General features: G+C 74.1%; 16 protein-coding genes. 14 read left to right on the top strand and 2 right to left on the bottom strand.

Going from position 1 to position 16129, the window contains the following annotated elements; genetic code table 11:
* Positions 1-3: 3 nt before the first annotated feature.
* From lepB to ACH5AR_RS30555, 8 genes are all read left to right on the top strand, one after another.
* Positions 4-756 carry a signal peptidase I gene (gene lepB / locus ACH5AR_RS30590; RefSeq protein ID WP_396304779.1) on the top strand — a complete coding sequence of 251 codons (753 nt, stop codon included), beginning with the start codon at positions 4-6 and terminating at the stop codon, positions 754-756.
* 112 nt (positions 757-868) lie between these two features.
* On the top strand, positions 869-1342 hold the full coding sequence (locus ACH5AR_RS30585; RefSeq protein ID WP_396304778.1) for an NUDIX hydrolase: 474 nt from the start codon (positions 869-871) through the stop codon (positions 1340-1342).
* A gap of 55 nt (positions 1343-1397) precedes the next feature.
* Positions 1398-1724: a DUF2469 domain-containing protein gene (locus ACH5AR_RS30580; RefSeq protein ID WP_030056781.1), complete on the top strand. Its 327-nt coding sequence runs from the start codon at positions 1398-1400 to the stop codon at positions 1722-1724.
* Between the two features lie 168 nt (positions 1725-1892).
* Entirely contained in the window at positions 1893-2396 is a 504-nt protein-coding gene (locus ACH5AR_RS30575; RefSeq protein WP_396304777.1) for a YraN family protein, read from the top strand.
* Position 2397: 1 nt separating this feature from the next.
* On the top strand, positions 2398-4113 hold the full coding sequence (locus tag ACH5AR_RS30570) for a YifB family Mg chelatase-like AAA ATPase (RefSeq protein WP_396304776.1): 1716 nt from the start codon (positions 2398-2400) through the stop codon (positions 4111-4113).
* Positions 4110-5300, top strand: coding sequence for a DNA-processing protein DprA (gene dprA, locus ACH5AR_RS30565; RefSeq protein WP_396304775.1), 1191 nt, complete (start codon positions 4110-4112; stop codon positions 5298-5300). The genes ACH5AR_RS30570 and dprA overlap by 4 nt, the downstream gene beginning before the upstream one ends.
* Before the next feature lie 498 nt (positions 5301-5798).
* A complete protein-coding gene (gene whiG, locus ACH5AR_RS30560) occupies positions 5799-6668 on the top strand; it encodes an RNA polymerase sigma factor WhiG (RefSeq protein WP_396304821.1) in 870 nt (289 codons plus the stop codon).
* Between the two features lie 111 nt (positions 6669-6779).
* Complete coding sequence (locus ACH5AR_RS30555; protein WP_396304820.1) at positions 6780-7364, top strand: TetR/AcrR family transcriptional regulator; 585 nt, start codon at positions 6780-6782, stop codon at positions 7362-7364.
* Between the two features lie 43 nt (positions 7365-7407).
* On the opposite strand, the gene ACH5AR_RS30550 is transcribed toward ACH5AR_RS30555, so the two are convergent.
* Positions 7408-8091 (bottom strand): murein hydrolase activator EnvC family protein, encoded by a 684-nt coding sequence (locus tag ACH5AR_RS30550; RefSeq protein WP_396304774.1) that lies wholly within the window; start codon positions 8089-8091, stop codon positions 7408-7410.
* A 653-nt stretch (positions 8092-8744) separates the two neighbouring features.
* On the opposite strand from ACH5AR_RS30550, the gene rpsB reads away from it, so the two are divergent.
* The 6 genes from rpsB to rlmN all read left to right on the top strand — a co-directional run bounded on the left by rpsB (position 8745) and on the right by rlmN (position 14953).
* On the top strand, positions 8745-9617 hold the full coding sequence (rpsB, locus tag ACH5AR_RS30545; RefSeq protein WP_396304773.1) for a 30S ribosomal protein S2: 873 nt from the start codon (positions 8745-8747) through the stop codon (positions 9615-9617).
* A gap of 129 nt (positions 9618-9746) precedes the next feature.
* On the top strand, positions 9747-10586 hold the full coding sequence (tsf, locus tag ACH5AR_RS30540) for a translation elongation factor Ts (RefSeq protein ID WP_396304772.1): 840 nt from the start codon (positions 9747-9749) through the stop codon (positions 10584-10586).
* Positions 10587-10847: 261 nt separating this feature from the next.
* Complete coding sequence (gene pyrH / locus ACH5AR_RS30535; protein ID WP_148642763.1) at positions 10848-11612, top strand: UMP kinase; 765 nt, start codon at positions 10848-10850, stop codon at positions 11610-11612.
* 98 nt (positions 11613-11710) lie between these two features.
* Positions 11711-12268 (top strand): ribosome recycling factor, encoded by a 558-nt coding sequence (gene frr / locus ACH5AR_RS30530; RefSeq protein ID WP_387759399.1) that lies wholly within the window; start codon positions 11711-11713, stop codon positions 12266-12268.
* A gap of 281 nt (positions 12269-12549) precedes the next feature.
* Positions 12550-13773, top strand: a complete 1224-nt coding sequence (locus tag ACH5AR_RS30525) for a phosphatidate cytidylyltransferase (RefSeq protein ID WP_396304819.1) — start codon at positions 12550-12552, stop codon at positions 13771-13773.
* 79 nt (positions 13774-13852) lie between these two features.
* A complete protein-coding gene (rlmN, locus tag ACH5AR_RS30520; protein ID WP_396304771.1) occupies positions 13853-14953 on the top strand; it encodes a 23S rRNA (adenine(2503)-C(2))-methyltransferase RlmN in 1101 nt (366 codons plus the stop codon).
* Between the two features lie 27 nt (positions 14954-14980).
* Here rlmN and ACH5AR_RS30515 read toward each other — a convergent pair whose 3' ends face one another.
* Positions 14981-16129, bottom strand: coding sequence for a hypothetical protein (locus tag ACH5AR_RS30515; protein WP_396304770.1), 1149 nt, complete (start codon positions 16127-16129; stop codon positions 14981-14983).

Raw genomic sequence — 16129 nt, 5'->3', positions numbered from 1 at the left:
TCGATGAGCAGTGTCGTGGAGCAGCCGGCCGACCACCCGGCCCCGCCCGGCCGAGCGCCCCGCCGGCCCGCCGCGGTGCTGCAGGGCGTCGCCCTGGCGCTCGGGCTCGTGCTGATGGTCGGCGGCTTCGCCCTGATCGCCGTCGACTACCGGCCGTACAAGATCCCCACCGCCTCGATGCACCCGACGCTGCGTGCCGGGGACACCGTGCTCGCCCGCAAGGTCGGCGGCGGCGACATCGGGCGGGGCGACGTGGTCGTCTTCCGGGACGAGGCCTGGGGCGGCGAGCTCATGGTCAAGCGGGTGGTCGCGGTCGGCGGTGACACCGTCGCCACCACCGGGGCCGAGCACCGGCTGACGGTCAACGGGCAGCCGGTGGACGAGCCCTACCTCGCGACGCAGGGCCGCCAGGGCGAGTCGTTCAGCGCGACGGTGCCGCAGGGCCGGCTGTTCCTGCTCGGCGACAACCGGGTGGGCTCGCTCGACTCCCGCACCCACCTGGAGGTCGACGGCGGGACCGTCCCGGCCGAGGCCGTCGAGGCCAGGGTCGAGGCCACCGTGCTGCCCTTCGGCCGGACGGGCCTGCTCGACCGGGCCACGGACTTCGACGGCTTCGCGGGCCCGAAGGCCTCCCGGCCGGGGCCGCTGGGGCCCGCCACCTACGCCGCCGCCGGGGGCGCCGCGCTGATCCTGGTGACTTCGGCGGTGGGCGGGGTGGCCGGCCTGGTCCGCCGGCTGCGGGGGCGCAGCTCCTGAGCGGGCGCGTCGCCCGGCGGGCCGCTCTGCCGAACATCGCCCCGGACGGCGGCGCCGGGTGGCAGGATCGGTAGCGCCACCGACGCGAACGGAAGGAGTGGGGAGCCCGGCCATGACCGCACGGCGCCGCAGGGCGGCGCGGATCCTGCTGCTGGACGGGCAGGACCGCATCCTCCTCTTCCTGGGGGCCGACCCGGCCACCCCGGGGGAGACGTGGTGGTTCACGCCCGGCGGCGGCTTGGAGGCGGGGGAGGACGTGCGCGGGGCCGCCGAGCGGGAGCTCGCGGAGGAGACCGGCCTGCGGGGTGTGCCCCTGGGGCCCTTGGTGGCGTACGGCACGGTGTCGTTCTCCTTTCGGGGACAGCGCTACGAGCAGGAGCAATGGTTCCACCTGGCCCGGACCACGGAGACCGGGCTGGACCACTCGGGTATGGGTGCGGACGAGCACGCCCAGCTGCTCGGGGCGCGCTGGTGGACGGTCGAGGAACTGAGGGGGACCGCCGAGACGGTCTATCCGGCCGGACTGGCGGACTTCCTGGAACGGCTGCTGGTCGAGGGCCCGCCGGTGGATCCGGTACGGCTCTGACCGTGGGTGCGGTGGTCCACAATGGGTGGACGTGACAAGTTGAGGGGACGCCTGGATGAGTGCCGAAGATCTCGAGAAGTACGAGACCGAGATGGAGCTCAAGCTCTACCGGGAGTACCGGGACGTCGTCGGCCTGTTCAAGTACGTGATCGAGACCGAGCGACGGTTCTACCTCACCAACGACTACGAGCTGCAGGTGCACTCGGTCCAGGGAGAGGTGTTCTTCGAGGTGTCGATGGCGGATGCGTGGGTCTGGGACATGTACCGGCCGGCCCGGTTCGTCCGGAAGGTCCGGGTGCTGACCTTCAAGGACGTGAACATCGAGGAACTCGCGAAGAGCGATCTGGAGCTGCCCTCGGACGAGTCCGGCTTCGGGAACTGACGTTGAACGACTCCGGCCCGCGGTGTCCAGCCGAATTCGGCGGCAGCGGGTCTTCTCACCCCTGCGGGTGACAGGAGCGGGCCGGAAACCCGAGTTATCCACAGGGAACGGGAATTCCCGGGCCCCGGCGCGCGCATTGGTGCAGCCTCCTCGGCGGAGGTGGTCACCATGCAGCACACCGTCGTGCAGGACCAGGCCGTACCGGACACGGCCGCAGCCGGGAGGGCCCCGCAGGCCGTCCCGGGCCGCACCACCAGGAACGGGCTCGGCCGGTACGGGGAGCGGGTCGCCGCCCGCCGCCTCGCGGAGGCCGGGCTCCGCATCCTGGACCTCAACTGGCGCTGCGTCGAGGGCGAGCTGGACATCGTCGCCCTCGACGGCGACACCGTGGCGGTCTGCGAGGTGAAGACCCGCTCCGAGCGGGGCTTCCAGCAGCCCGCCGAGGCCATCGACCGGACGAAGGCCGCCCGGCTGCAACGCCTCGCCGAGCGGTGGATGGCCGAGCGCTGGCCGGAGCACTTCGCCCGGCTGGCGGGGCCCGGCTACGATCCGGGGCCCACCGACCCGCAGTGGCCGCCCGCCCCACCGGGCGGGGTGCGGATCGACCTGGTCGCGGTGGTCAACCGGGCGCGGGGTGCGGCCCTGGTCGACCACCTGCGGGGGGTGGTCTGAGATGGCCTTCGCCCGCACCTGTTCCGTCGCGCTGGTCGGCGTCGACGGCGTGATCGTCGAGGTCCAGGCCGATCTGGAGCCCGGGGTGGCCGCGTTCACCCTGGTCGGCCTGCCGGACAAGGCGCTCACCGAAGCCCGCGACCGGGTCCGTGCCGCGGTCGTGAACAGCGGGGAGGCCTGGCCGCAGCGCAAGCTGACGGTCGGCCTCAGCCCCGCCTCGGTGCCCAAGAGCGGCAGCGGCTTCGACCTCGCGGTGGCCTGCGCCGTGCTGGCCGCCGCCGAACGGCTCGACCCCTCCGCCATCGCCGACCTGCTGATCATCGGCGAGCTGGGGCTGGACGGCCGGGTGCGGCCGGTCCGAGGGGTGCTGCCGTCGGTGCTGGCCGCCGCCGACGCCGGGTACGAGCGGGTCGTGGTCGCCGAGCAGACGGCGCCCGAGGCCTCGCTCGTCCCCGGGGTGACGGTGATCGGCGTCCGCAGCCTGCGCCAGCTCGTCGCCGTGCTGACCGGCACGCCGGAACCGGAGGAGCCGCCCGACCCGATCGGAGGCCGGCCGGATCCGCTGATGGCCGGCCTGATGCTGCCCACCGCCGGCGTGCGGGGCCTGCCCGACGACAAGGCGGCCCGGCTCGACATGGCCGACGTGGCGGGCCAGTACGAGGCCCGGCGCGCCCTGGAGATCGCCGCCGCCGGAGGACACCACCTCTACCTGAAGGGCCCGCCGGGCGCGGGCAAGACGATGCTGGCGGAGCGGTTGCCCGCGCTGCTCCCGCCGCTGACCCAGAAGGAGGCGCTGGAGGTCACCGCCGTCCACTCGGTGGCGGGGCTGCTTCCGGCCGGCCGCCCGCTGATCGACACCGCGCCCTACTGCGCCCCGCACCACTCCACGACGATGCCGGCCATCGTCGGCGGTGGCAGCGGTCTGCCGAGGCCGGGGGCGGTCTCGCTGGCCCACCGGGGCGTGCTCTTCCTGGACGAGGCACCGGAGTTCCCGGTCCGGGTGCTCGACGCCCTGCGCCAGCCGCTGGAGTCGGGCGAGGTGGTGATCGCCCGCTCGGCCGGATCGATGCGGCTCCCGGCCCGGTTCCTGCTCTGCCTGGCGGCCAATCCCTGCCCGTGCGGGCGGTTCTCGCGGCGGGGCGAGGGCTGCGAGTGCACCCCGGCGATGGTCAGCCGCTACCAGGGGCGGCTCTCCGGGCCGCTGCTGGACCGGGTCGACCTCCAGGTCCAGGTGGCCCCGGTGACCAGGGTCGAGCTCATGGAGCGGGACAGCACGGCGGAGACGACCGAGACCGTCGCGGCCCGGGTGCTGGCCGCGCGGGAGCGGGCGGCCGCCCGGCTGGCGGACACCCCGTGGCGGACCAACGCGGAGGTCCCCGGCCACGAACTGCGCACCCGCTGGCAGCTGGCGGGCGGCGCGCTCAACGACGCCGCGCGGCAGTTGGAGCGCGGCCTGCTGACCGCCCGGGGCCTGGACCGGGTGCTCAGGGTGGCCTGGACGGTCGCCGACCTCGCCGGGCGCGACCGGCCGGACCAGCGGGACGTGCGCACCGCCCTGGTCCTGCGCACCGGGGTGGAGCACGGGCTGCCGCTGACCGAGCGGGTCTTCGGCCGGCTCGGCGGCATCCCGGCGCAGCGCCGCGGCCCGGGCGGCGGCCGCTCCGGGGGTACCGAGCCGGGCGGGGAGCAACCGCGCAAGCAGAAGGGTGAGTCATGAACCAGCTGTCGGAGCACGTGTGGATCCCCGGTGCGGCCGGGGCCGCGGCGCCCGAGGGAACGGCAGCCGAGCCCGAGCGCCTCGCCCGGGTGCTGCTCGGCCGGCTCAGCGAGCCGGGGGACGCGGTGATCGGCCGGTGGCTCGGCCAGATCCCCGCCGTCGACGTGGTGCGGGCGATCCGGGACGGTACGGTGCCCGACCATCCCGCACTGGACGCCGCCCGGCTGGCCGGGTACCAGGCGCGGCTCCCGGGGCCGGACCCGCGAACGGACCTCGAACGGGTCAGGGACGTCGGCGGACGGTTCATCATTCCGGGGGACACGGAATGGCCCAGCCAACTCGACGACCTGGGAGACGGGCGCCCGATCGGACTCTGGGTGACGGGCAGTGGCTCACTGCGGCTGCTCGCGCTCCGCTCGGTGGCGATGGTGGGCTCCCGTGCGTGCACGGCCTACGGCGCCCACGTCGCGGGCGAGCTCGCGGCCCAACTGGCCGAGCGCGGCTGGGTGGTGGTCTCCGGAGCCGCCTACGGGGTCGACGCGGCGGCGCACCGCGGGGCGCTCGCGGTCGGTGGGACGACGGCCGCGGTGCTCGCCTGCGGTGTCGACGTGGCCTACCCCAAGGGCAACGCCGAACTGATCCGGCGCATCGGCCTCCAAGGGCTGCTGGTCAGCGAACTGCCGCCGGGGGAGCACCCGAACCGCTTCCGCTTCGTCCTGCGCAACCGGGTCATCGCGGCGCTCACCCGGGGGACGGTGGTGGTCGAGGCGGCGGTGCGCAGCGGCGCCCTGAGCACGGCCCGACGGGCACGGGACCTGAACCGCCACACCATGGGAGTGGCCGGCCCGGTGACCTCGGAGCTCTCCGCCGGGGTGCACGCCCTGATCCGCAGCGGCGGCGCCACCCTGGTCACCGACGCGGCCGAGATCGCCGAGCTGATCGGGGCGATCGGGGACGACCTGGCGCCGCAGCGCAGCGGCCCGGTGCTCCCGCGGGACCTGCTGGAGCCCCCGGTGGCCCGGGTGCTGGAGGCCGTGCCGGCGACGGCGGAGGGCGCACCGGTCGAGCGACTGGCCCGGCAGTCCGGCCTGCCGCCCGACGAAGTCCTGCAACGGCTCTACGAGCTGGGCTCGCTCGGCTACGTGGAGCGGCACGGCGCGCACTGGCGCGTGGTGCGCAGGAGGTGAGCGCCGGAGCCACGAGCACCTCTCGTCCACGGAACGCGCGCCGGGGCGCCTGGCCGGCCTCCCGATCCGGCTCGTCTGTTCGTCACCTGGATCCGGTGTTCGACCGCCACCGGATCGGGGGACGACCGAGCGGCGGTAGCGCTTCGCAGTGAGTCGGTCACGCTACGCTCCACATGCCTTCCCTATCAGCACATGACTCGGCAGAACGGCGCAGACCCACGCATGCCCACACACATTCCCGGACACAGATTGACCGGCGGCGCCCGGTCCTCGGGAGGGCCGCGGACCGAGCGGCGCCCCGTGCCCGACTTCCCGTCCAAGGCGGCGGGGACGATGGGGGGCCTGTCCCGCCAGGGCGGCCGGCCGACGGTGGTGCCGCAGCCTGCGGATGCGGCCCGGGGGGCCGAGCCGGCCCAGGGCGCCGGCGCCGCCGAGTCCGCCGGCGTGCCCCCCGGCGCGGGCGGGGCGGGCGCGCCCTTGGCGCACGGCGATGCGCCGCTGCCGGCCGAGGCGACCCAGGCGTTCGCCTCGGCGGTCTCCCGGCCCCGTCGGGAGGGGCCGGCGGACGGCGGCCAGGGGCAGGACGCCCGGGAGGGTGCGGCCCGGGGGCGTACCGCACTGGAGGAGCTCTGGCGCTCCTACAAGGAGACCGGCGACCAGCGGCTGAGGGAGCAGCTGATCCTGCACTACTCACCGCTGGTCAAGTACGTGGCGGGGCGGGTCGGGGTCGGTCTGCCGTCCAACGTCGAACAGGCGGACTTCGTCTCCTCGGGCGTCTTCGGGCTGATCGACGCGATCGAGAAGTTCGACATCGACCGCGCCATCAAGTTCGAGACCTACGCGATCAGCCGCATCCGCGGCGCGATCATCGACGAGCTGCGCGCCCTGGACTGGATCCCGCGCTCGGTGCGGCAGAAGGCGAAGGCGGTCGAGCGGACGTACGCGACGCTGGAGGCCCGGCTGCGCCGGACGCCGCACGAGCCCGAGGTCGCGGCCGAGATGGGCATCGCGATCGAGGACCTGCACGCGATCTTCAGCCAGCTGTCGCTCGCCAACGTGGTGGCGCTGGACGAACTGCTCCACCCGGTGGGGGAGGGCGGCGACCGGCTGAGCCTGATGGACACCCTGGTCGACCACGGCGCGGACAACCCGGTCGAGGTGGCCGAGGACCGCGAGCTGCGCAGGCTGCTGGCCCAGGCCGTCAACACCCTCCCCGAGCGGGAGAAGACGGTGGTGACGCTCTACTACTACGAGGGGCTCACCCTCGCCGAGATCGGCCAGGTGCTGGGGGTGACGGAGAGCCGGGTGAGCCAGATCCACACCAAGTCCGTCCTCCAGCTGCGCGCCAAACTGTCGGACATCCGGTAGGGCGTCGAACGCCGCCGGCCGGGCCCGCGGCCCCTCCCGGTGCGCGGCGCCGTACCGGCCGGAGGTAGGGCTCCGTACAGTGGAAGGGTGCCGAAGATCCGAGCGGCCACGGTGGCCGAGCATCGCCAGCTCCAGCGCGCAGCCCTCCTCGACGCTGCCCGCTTCCTGCTCAGCGAGGGCGGTATGGAGGCCCTGACCTTCCCCGCGCTCGCGGCCCGCACCGGGCTCGCGCGCTCCTCGGTCTACGAGTACTTCCGCTCCCGCGCCGCCGTGGTCGAGGCGCTCTGCGAGGTGGACCTCCCGCTCTGGGCCGCCGAGATCGAGGCCGGGATGGAGAGCTGCGACAGCGCCGTCGAGCGGATCGAGGCCTACGTCCGCGGCCAGCTGGCGCTGGCCGCCGACCCCCGGCACCGGGCGGTGGTGGCGATCTCGGCATTGGAACTCGACGAGGCCGCCCGCGAGCGGATCAGGGCGGCGCACGGCAGGCTGGCCGGCCTGGTCGGCCGCACGCTGGAGGACCTCGGCCACGAGCAGCCCCGGCTGGCCGCGGCCCTGGTCCAGGGCGTCGTGGAGGCGGCGACCCGCAGGGCCGAGCAGGCTGCGGCCGGGGGCCGCACCGGCTGCGCCACCGAGAGCCCCGAGGAGATCGCCGACGCCGCCGTCGCACTGGTGCTGCACGGACTCGTCCGCCACTGAGGCTGCCCGCTCGCCCCCCGCCTGCTCGATCCCCGCCCGTTCCCTACCCGCCTCCGCCGCCCAGCGGCAGCAGCCGTGCCGTGCCCGCCCCGAACAGGGCGAGCGGGTCGAGGTAGCGGTTCCCGCGCAGCAGCCCCCAGTGCAGGCAGTCGTGCCCGGCGCAGTGCCGCCCGTCCGGTGCGATCAGTCCGATCGTCTGTCCGGCGGCCACCGGGGTGCCGACCGGGAGGGTGCCGGTGACGGGCAGGTAGGTGGTCCGGAGCGGGGGCGAGCCCGATCCGGGATGGGAGACGGTCACCACCGGCCGGCCGGCCACCGGCCCGGAGAAGGTGACCACTCCGGCCGCCGCGGTCCGGACCTCCACCCCGGGGGCGGCGGCGAGGTCCACCCCGCGGTGCCCGGCGGCCCAGGCCTTCGCCGGTGGGTCGAACCGGCCCAGCACCCCGCCGGCCCCGCCCACCGGCCAGGCCCGCGCGGCACCCCACCCGTCGGCTCCGCCGCTGACCGAGGCAGCAGGAACTCCCGAAGCCGCCGAAGCCGAACCCGAAGCCCCCGGCACCGCGAGCACGACCACGAGCACCGCCGCCACCACCGCCGACAGCGCCGTGCTCGGCACCCCGCGCCCCCGCCGACCCAGGCCGGCCACCCCGACCGCCACGCCCACCCCGGCCACCCCGACCGCCACACCCACCCCGACCACCCCGCCGAACCACCCGCGACCACTCATGCCCGCAGGCTCGCCCCCGCGCGGCTCCCGCACCACCCACATCCGGATTCCTGTGGACAAACCGCCCCCATGCCCGAGCGCCATCCCCCGGACGGGTGTACGGATGCCGCCATCCGGTGTACAAACGGCATAGCGGCGACCGCCCCGGGCAGGTGCCCGTCCGGCCCGACCCCGCCGACCGACCCCGCCGCCCGACCCCGCCAGCGCACCGCCGTCGGCGCCGACCCCGGCCCGCCGTCGGCGCCGACCCCGGCCCGCCGCCGGCCCGGCCTCCCGCCCCGCGGGAACCCGCCCGCCCCGGCCGGTTCCCGGGCTCCTTCCGAGCCTCCGGCGGCCCCCTGGCCACGCGCGGAGTCGCTCGCGCCTCGGCGCTTCCCGTACACTTCACACGCGACCCGGTCCGCCGGGTCGACTTCGCACGCCCCGCCACCGGCGGTCGGACGCGGTTCGTCCGCAGCCCCGCCAGGTGCGAGTGCCGCTCGGTCCGCCGAGCCCGACCGGCCCTTGGCCGGAAGGGCGCAAGCGGCTCGGCACGTTCGGGGCGTCAGGCGTGGCTGTCACCTGGCCGCCACGGACAACCGAGACTGACCCGGCTGTGGGCGATCGCTGCGACGCAGTGCCGCTGCCGGGCCGTAACACCAAGGAGTACGGCAATGGCCGTCGTCACGATGCGGGAGCTGCTGGAGAGCGGCGTCCACTTCGGTCACCAGACCCGCCGCTGGAACCCGAAGATGAAGCGCTTCATCATCACCGAGCGCAACGGCATCTACATCATCGACCTCCTGCAGTCGCTGAACTACATCGACCGCGCCTTCGAGTTCATCAAGGAGACCGTTGCCCACGGCGGCAGCGTCCTCTTCGTCGGCACGAAGAAGCAGGCCCAGGAGGCCATCGCCGAGCAGGCCACCCGCGTGGGCATGCCCTACGTGAACCAGCGCTGGCTCGGCGGCATGCTGACCAACTTCTCGACCGTCTACAAGCGCCTCCAGCGCCTGAAGGAGCTCGGCGAGCTGGACTTCTCGGACGTGGCCGGCTCCGGCCTCACCAAGAAGGAGCTCCTGGTCCTCCAGCGCGAGCACGACAAGCTGGAGAAGACCCTCGGCGGTATCCGCGACATGCAGCGCGTTCCCAGCGCCGTCTGGATCGTGGACACCAAGAAGGAGCACATCGCGGTCGGCGAGGCCCGGAAGCTCAACATCCCGGTCGTCGCCATCCTCGACACCAACTGTGACCCGGACGAGGTCGACTACAAGATCCCGGGCAACGACGACGCCATCCGCTCCGTCACCCTGCTGACCCGCGTGATCGCCGACGCCGTGGCCGAGGGCCTGAAGTCCCGCGCCGGTGTCGCCAAGGGCGACGCCAAGGCCGAGCCGGGCGCCGACCAGCCGCTGGCCGACTGGGAGAAGGACCTCCTCGAGGGCGAGAAGAAGGCCGAGGAGGCCCCCGCCGCCGCCGAGGCCGCCGCTGCCGAGGCCCCCGCTGCCGAGGCTCCCGCTGCCGAGGCTCCGGCCGAGCAGGCCTGACGCACCAAGGGTGAGGGGCAGCCGCCGGCGTGAAGCCGGCGGGTGCCCCTCTCTCCCGCGCCGGGGCCGAACCACCGGCCCCGGCGCCACTCCACGCAGACACGCGAGACGCGAGAAGAGATTCACACCATGGCGAACTTCACCGCCGCGGACGTCAAGAAGCTCCGTGAGCTCACCGGCGCCGGCATGATGGACTGCAAGAAGGCTCTGGACGAGGCTGAGGGCAACGTCGAGAAGGCCGTCGAGCTCCTGCGCATCAAGGGCCAGAAGGGCGTTGCCAAGCGCGAGGGCCGTGACGCCTCCAACGGCGCCGTCGCCGCGCTGATCGCCGAGGACAAGAAGTCCGGCGTTCTGGTCGAGCTGAACTGCGAGACCGACTTCGTCGCCAAGGGTGACAACTTCGTCAAGGTCGCCGACGCGATCGCCGCCCACGTCGCCAAGAGCGCCCCGGCCGACCTGGACGCCGCCCTGGCCTCCGAGATCGAGCCCGGCAAGACCGTCCAGCAGTTCGTGGACGAGGCCAACGCGACCCTGGGCGAGAAGATCGTCTTCCGTCGCTTCGCCCAGTTCGACGGTGACGGCTTCGTCGCGGTCTACCTGCACAAGACCAGCCCCGACCTGCCGCCGGCCGTCGGCGTCCTGGTCGAGCTGGACAAGGAGAACGCCGAGGTCGCCAAGGACGTCGCGCAGCACATCGCCGCCTTCGCGCCGAAGTACCTGTCCCGCGAGGAGATCCCGGCCGAGGCCCTGGAGAACGAGCGCCGCGTCGCCGAGGCCACCGCCCGCGAGGAGGGCAAGCCCGAGGCCGCCCTGCCGAAGATCGTCGAGGGTCGCGTCACCGGCTTCGTGAAGGAGAACTCCGTCCTGGAGCAGGCCTTCGCGAAGGACAACAAGAAGACCGTCGCCAAGGTCCTCGAGGAGGCCGGCGTCTCCCTCAAGCGCTTCGCCCGCTTCCGCGTCGGCGCCTGAGCCACGTTCCCCCTGGTCCCGGCCCCCTTTAGGCTGGGAACCGCCCCCGCCCGCTGACCCGGGCGGGAGGAACGCCGAACGGGCTCACCCCGCGCCCACCGCCAACGGGCGGGCTCGCGTCGGCACCACGAACGACGAGGAGGCCATTGCCGTGCAGGACACCGAACCGGTTCCCGCGGCAGTGGCCTCCTCTCGTGTACACGCAGGCCGGGCACCCGCACACCCGCGTCTGTGACCAGTAGGTGCAAAAAGGAGAAGTCCATGCAGGAGACGCAGGAGACCGCGCAGGACCCGCAGGCAGGCTCGCGCCGCCGGGTGCTGCTCAAGCTGTCCGGTGAAGCCTTCGCCGGTGGTGGCGGGCTCGGCGTCGACCCGGACGTCGTGCACGCGATCGCCCGGGAGATCGCCACCGTCGTCCGTGCCGGTACCGAGGTCGCGGTGGTCATCGGCGGCGGCAACTTCTTCCGGGGCGCCGAGCTCCAGGTCCGCGGCATGGACCGGGCCCGCTCCGACTACATGGGCATGCTCGGCACCGTCATGAACTGCCTGGCGCTGCAGGACTTCCTGGTCAAGGAGGGCATCGAGACCCGGGTCCAGACCGCCATCACCATGGGCCAGGTCGCCGAGCCGTACCTGCCGCTGCGGGCCGTCCGGCACCTGGAGAAGGGCCGTGTGGTGATCTTCGGCGCCGGTATGGGCATGCCGTACTTCTCCACCGACACCACGGCCGTCCAGCGCGCGCTGGAGATCCACGCGGACGTCCTGCTGATGGGCAAGAACGGCGTGGACGGCGTCTACGACTCCGACCCCCGGACCAACCCGGACGCGGTCAAGTTCGACGCGCTGGAGTACTCCGAGGTCATCGCGCGGGACCTCAAGGTCGCCGACCTCACCGCGATCACGCTGTGCAAGGACAACAACCTCCCGATGCTGGTCTTCGAACTGCTGGCGGAGGGCAATATCGCACGTGCGGTGAAGAGTGAGAAGATCGGCACACTCATCAGCCAGGATTCTGTCCGGGCCTGAGCAGCAACCAGCCGTACCGGACGGCGCCGGCACCGTGACCGGTCGGCGCGCCGACACCGGTCGGGACAACAGCAGATGAACCGGACAGGGAGACCACAGTGATCGAAGAGACCCTCCTCGAGGCCGAGGAGAAGATGGAGAAGGCCGTCCTGCACGCCAAGGACGACTTCGCGGCCATCCGCACCGGCCGTGCGCACCCGGCGATGTTCGCCAAGATCGTCGCGGAGTACTACGGCGCCAAGACCCCGATCAACCAGCTGGCGTCGTTCTCGGTGCCGGAGCCGCGGATGGCGGTGGTCTCGCCGTTCGACAAGACCGCGCTGAAGGCCATCGAGCAGGCGATCCGCGACTCCGACCTGGGCGTCAACCCGTCCAACGACGGGTCGATCATCCGCGTGGTGCTGCCCGAGCTGACCGAGGAGCGCCGCCGGGAGTTCATCAAGGTCGCCCGCACCAAGGGCGAGGACGCCAAGGTCTCGATCCGTTCGGTGCGCCGCAAGGCCAAGGACGCCATCGACAAGCTGGTGAAGGACGGCGAGGTCGGCGAGGACGACGGCCGCCGTTCCGAGAAGGAGCTCGACGACACCACGGCCAAGTACGTGGCCCAGATCGACGAGCTGTTGAAGCACAAGGAAGCCGAGCTGCTCGAGGTCTGATGAACGACGCCCCTGACGCCCCCGGCTACTGGGGCCCGTCCGACCAGCAGTTCCAGCCCTACCGCCCGGCGCCGCACCCGCAGGCCGCCCGTACCCCGGCCCACCCGGCGCCGGGGTACGGCGCGCAGCCGGCGCCGGCCCACGGCCACCCCGGCCACCCGGGCGGCCACCTCGGCCACCCGGGCGGCCACGGCGTGCCCCAGGGCGCGCCGGGCCTCCGTTCGGATCAGTCGCAGCAGCCTCCGGTGTACTGGGGCGGCGACGCGGAGGAGACTCAGGTCATGCCTCCCGTACCGGCCGAGCCCGGCCCGCCTCCCGGCACGCCCGACCCCGGTCGGTCGGCCGCCCGCGGCCGGTCCGCGCACGGCCGGCCCGCCGCCGACGCACCGGCCGACCCCGCCGAGGGGCAGGCCCGGGAGGCCGGCCGGCTGAGCGGGGGGCCGCTCTTCCGGGACGAGCAGCCTGAGCCGGCGCCTCCGGGCGTGACGGAGACGGTCGTGCTGCGCGCGATACCCGGCGACCCCGCCCCCGCCCCCGGCCACGGCAGCGCGCCGTACCCGGGGGCACCGGTGCACCCCGCGCCGCCGGCGAACCACCCGGCAGCCGGGCAGCCCCCCCTCGTGCCGTCGTCCCACCCAGGGCAGGAGACACCCGTGGCCGCCCAGCCCGCTCCGCAGCCGCAGCCGCGCAAGCAGCGCGGCGGCCGTAACCTCCAGGCCGCCATAGGCGTGGGCGTCGGCCTCGGTGCGGTCATCGTCGCCTCCCTGTTCGTGGTGAAGGCACTGTTCCTGGTCGTCGTGATGGCCGCGGTCGCGGTCGGCGTCTGGGAGCTGACCAGCCGGCTCGCCGAGCGCAAGCAGATCAAGGCGCCGCTGGTCCCGCTGGTGGTGGGCGGCATCGCGATGGTCGCCACCGGCTACTGGTCCGGCATCCAGTGGGCCGCGGCCTCGCTCGCGCTGACCGGGCTGGCGGTGATGGTCTGGCGGATGGCCGAGCCGCCGGAGGACTACCTGCGGGACATAACGGCGGGCGTGTTCACGGCCTTCTACGTGCCGTTCCTGGCCACCTTCGTGGCGATGATGCTGGCGGCCGACGACGGCCCCCAGCGGATCGTGCTCTTCCTGATCGTGACGATCTGCAGCGACACCGGCGCCTACGCGGTGGGCTACAAGTTCGGGAAGACCAAGCTGGCCCCGACGATCAGCCCGGGCAAGACCCGCGAGGGCCTGGCCGGCGGCATCGCCCTGTCGATGCTGGCGGGCGCGCTGCTGATGCAGCTGATCATCGACGGCGGCAGCTGGTGGCAGGGCCTGATCCTGGGCGGCTGCGCGGCGGTCACCGCGACCCTGGGCGACCTGGGCGAGTCGATGATCAAGCGCGACCTCGGGATCAAGGACATGGGCACGCTGCTGCCCGGCCACGGCGGCATCATGGACCGGCTGGACTCGCTCCTGCCGACCGCCCCGGTGGTCTGGCTGCTGCTGGCGGCCTTCGTCGGCAGCTGACCCGCGCGGACGGGACGTACGAGGGGCCCCGGACGCCTGGCGTCCGGGGCCCCCGCGCGTCTGCGACACTGGAACAACCATGCCTAAGCCCGGAGAACTCACGTTTGTCGCGCCGCGCGGCGCCAAGCCCCCGCGACACCTCGCCGACCTGAGCCCCGCCGAGCGCAAGGAGGCCGTCGCCGAGCTGGGCGAGCAGCCGTTCCGCGCCAAGCAGCTCTCCCACCACTACTTCGGCCGGATGTCGAACGACCCGGCGAGCTGGACGGACATCCCCGCCGCCAGCCGGGAGAAGCTGACCGGGAGCCTGCTGCCCGAGCTGATGTCGGTGGTCCGGCACGTCTCCTGCGACGACGACGCGACCCGCAAGACGCTCTGGAAGCTCTTCGACGGCACGCTCGTGGAGTCCGTGCTGATGCGCTACCCGGACCGGGTCACCATGTGCATCAGCTCCCAGGCCGGTTGCGGCATGAACTGCCCGTTCTGCGCCACCGGCCAGGCCGGGCTGACCCGCAACCTGTCCACCGGCGAGATCGTCGAGCAGATCGCGGCCGGGATGCGCGCGCTCAAGGCGGGGGAGATCCCCGGCGGTGAGGCCCGGCTGTCGAACGTGGTCTTCATGGGCATGGGCGAGCCGCTGGCCAACTACAACCGGGTCCTGGCCGCGATCCGCCGGCTGACCGACCCGGCCCCGGACGGCTTCGGCCTGTCCCAGCGCGGCATCACGGTCTCCACCGTCGGCCTCGTCCCGGCGATGAACCGGTTCGCGGACGAGGGCCTCAGCTGCCGCCTCGCGCTGTCGCTGCACGCCCCCGACGACGAGCTGCGCGACGAGCTGGTCCCGGTGAACACCCGGTGGAAGGTCGCCGAGGTGCTGGACGCCGCCTGGAACTACGCGGAGAAGTCCGGCCGCCGGATCTCCATCGAGTACGCGCTGATCAAGGACATCAACGACCAGGCCTGGCGGGCCGACCTGCTCGGCCGACTGATCAAGAACCACCGGGTGCACGTCAACCTGATCCCGCTGAACCCGACCCCGGGTTCCAAGTGGACGGCCTCCCGCCCCGAGGACGAGCGCGAGTTCGTCCGCCGCCTCCAGTCGCACGGCGTGCCGACGACCGTCCGCGACACCCGCGGCCAGGAGATCGACGGCGCCTGCGGCCAGCTGGCCGCGGCCGGCTAGGCAGCCCCCGGGCGCACGCCCTGTCCGCTAGCGCAGCCCGGCGGCCGCCAGCGCGGCGGTCGCCCCGCCGGTCAGCAGCAGGGTGCTGCCCACCGCGAGGGTGCGCAGCGCGACCGCGCCGAACAGCAGCCGGGGCGAGGTGCCGAGGCGCAGCAGCGCGTCGGTGACCTCGCGGCGCTCGCTGCGGACCTCGGCGAGCCGGGCGGCCACCGCGGCGCCGGCGCAGCCGAGCACCAGGCAGGCCTCGACGGCGGGCAGCGCGTCGGCGCTGTCGGGCGTGCCGATCCAGTAGCGGACGGTGGTGAGCACCAGCGCGACGGCGAGGGTGAGCACGGCGAGCGGCGTGCCGAGCCGGCGGGCCTGGGCGGTGAGCCCGCGCCCGGCCAGCAGCCGCAGCGGGGTGGGGCGGCCGAGGGCGAGCAGTCGCCCGGCCCAGCCGAGCAGCGGGCCGGTGAGCAGGGCGAGGCCGAGCGCGCTGGCCGCCCAGCCGCCGAGGGCGGCGGTGCTGGTGCTGCCGAGTCCGGCGGGCAGGTGGATCGGGCGGCCGTCGGCGGCGGCGCCGGGCCGCAGGGCGATGAGTTCGAGCGCGGCGCCGACCACGCCGAGCCCGACCGCCAGGGCGATCCGCCAGACGGGGAAGCCGGTCGGGGTGCGGACGCGGCCGCCGGGCAGGGTCTCGGCGACGGGCACCGCGCAGGCGGCGGCGGTGCCGGCGGTGAGCGGGACGAGGGAGAGCAGGACGACCGGTGCGGCGGGCGGCAGCGGCACGCCCATGCCGAGGTCGGCGGCGAGCGCGGGCCCGGCGATGTCGTTGCGCAGCACCAGGAAGGCCAGCAGGGCGAGCACGCTGCCGAGGGTGCAGGCGAGCGCGACCTCGCCGGCGATCAGCGCCCGGATCCGCTGGGCGCCGGCCCCGGCGGCGGTGAGGCCGGCGATCCGCTCGGGCCGCCGGGCGGGCACCGCGCGGGCGGCGACGGCCGCGAACCAGGCGACGGCGGCGAGCGGGGGCAGGCACCAGAGCAGGCGGGCCAGCGGGTCGCCGTCGGTCGGCCCGCCCATCGCCCGGCCGAGGGAGCGCAGCAGGAAGGCGGCGACGACGGCGGCGGCCAGCGCGGTGAGCAGCCAGCGGCCGAGGTCGGACACCCGGTAGCCCCGGGCCAGACGGAGGTAGAACAC

This window comes from Kitasatospora sp. NPDC018619 (assembly GCF_044391605.1).
Taxonomy (GTDB): Bacteria; Actinomycetota; Actinomycetes; order Streptomycetales; family Streptomycetaceae; genus Kitasatospora.
This window is presented reverse-complemented; position numbering and strand designations above follow the sequence as displayed.

Bases quoted from the DNA above. Each gene is read 5' to 3' on its own strand.
- rlmN (WP_396304771.1), top strand. From the start codon at position 13,853: ATGCCTAAGCCCGGAGAACTCACGTTTGTCGCGCCGCGCGGCGCCAAG.
- ACH5AR_RS30575 (WP_396304777.1), top strand. From the start codon at position 1,893: ATGCAGCACACCGTCGTGCAGGACCAGGCCGTACCGGACACGGCCGCA.
- pyrH (WP_148642763.1), top strand. From the start codon at position 10,848: ATGCAGGAGACGCAGGAGACCGCGCAGGACCCGCAGGCAGGCTCGCGC.
- ACH5AR_RS30585 (WP_396304778.1), top strand. From the start codon at position 869: ATGACCGCACGGCGCCGCAGGGCGGCGCGGATCCTGCTGCTGGACGGG.
- dprA (WP_396304775.1), top strand. From the start codon at position 4,110: ATGAACCAGCTGTCGGAGCACGTGTGGATCCCCGGTGCGGCCGGGGCC.
- ACH5AR_RS30525 (WP_396304819.1), top strand. From the start codon at position 12,550: ATGCCTCCCGTACCGGCCGAGCCCGGCCCGCCTCCCGGCACGCCCGAC.
- rpsB (WP_396304773.1), top strand. From the start codon at position 8,745: ATGGCCGTCGTCACGATGCGGGAGCTGCTGGAGAGCGGCGTCCACTTC.
- lepB (WP_396304779.1), top strand. From the start codon at position 4: ATGAGCAGTGTCGTGGAGCAGCCGGCCGACCACCCGGCCCCGCCCGGC.
- ACH5AR_RS30550 (WP_396304774.1), bottom strand. From the start codon at position 8,091: ATGAGTGGTCGCGGGTGGTTCGGCGGGGTGGTCGGGGTGGGTGTGGCG.
- tsf (WP_396304772.1), top strand. From the start codon at position 9,747: ATGGCGAACTTCACCGCCGCGGACGTCAAGAAGCTCCGTGAGCTCACC.
- ACH5AR_RS30570 (WP_396304776.1), top strand. From the start codon at position 2,398: ATGGCCTTCGCCCGCACCTGTTCCGTCGCGCTGGTCGGCGTCGACGGC.
- ACH5AR_RS30580 (WP_030056781.1), top strand. From the start codon at position 1,398: ATGAGTGCCGAAGATCTCGAGAAGTACGAGACCGAGATGGAGCTCAAG.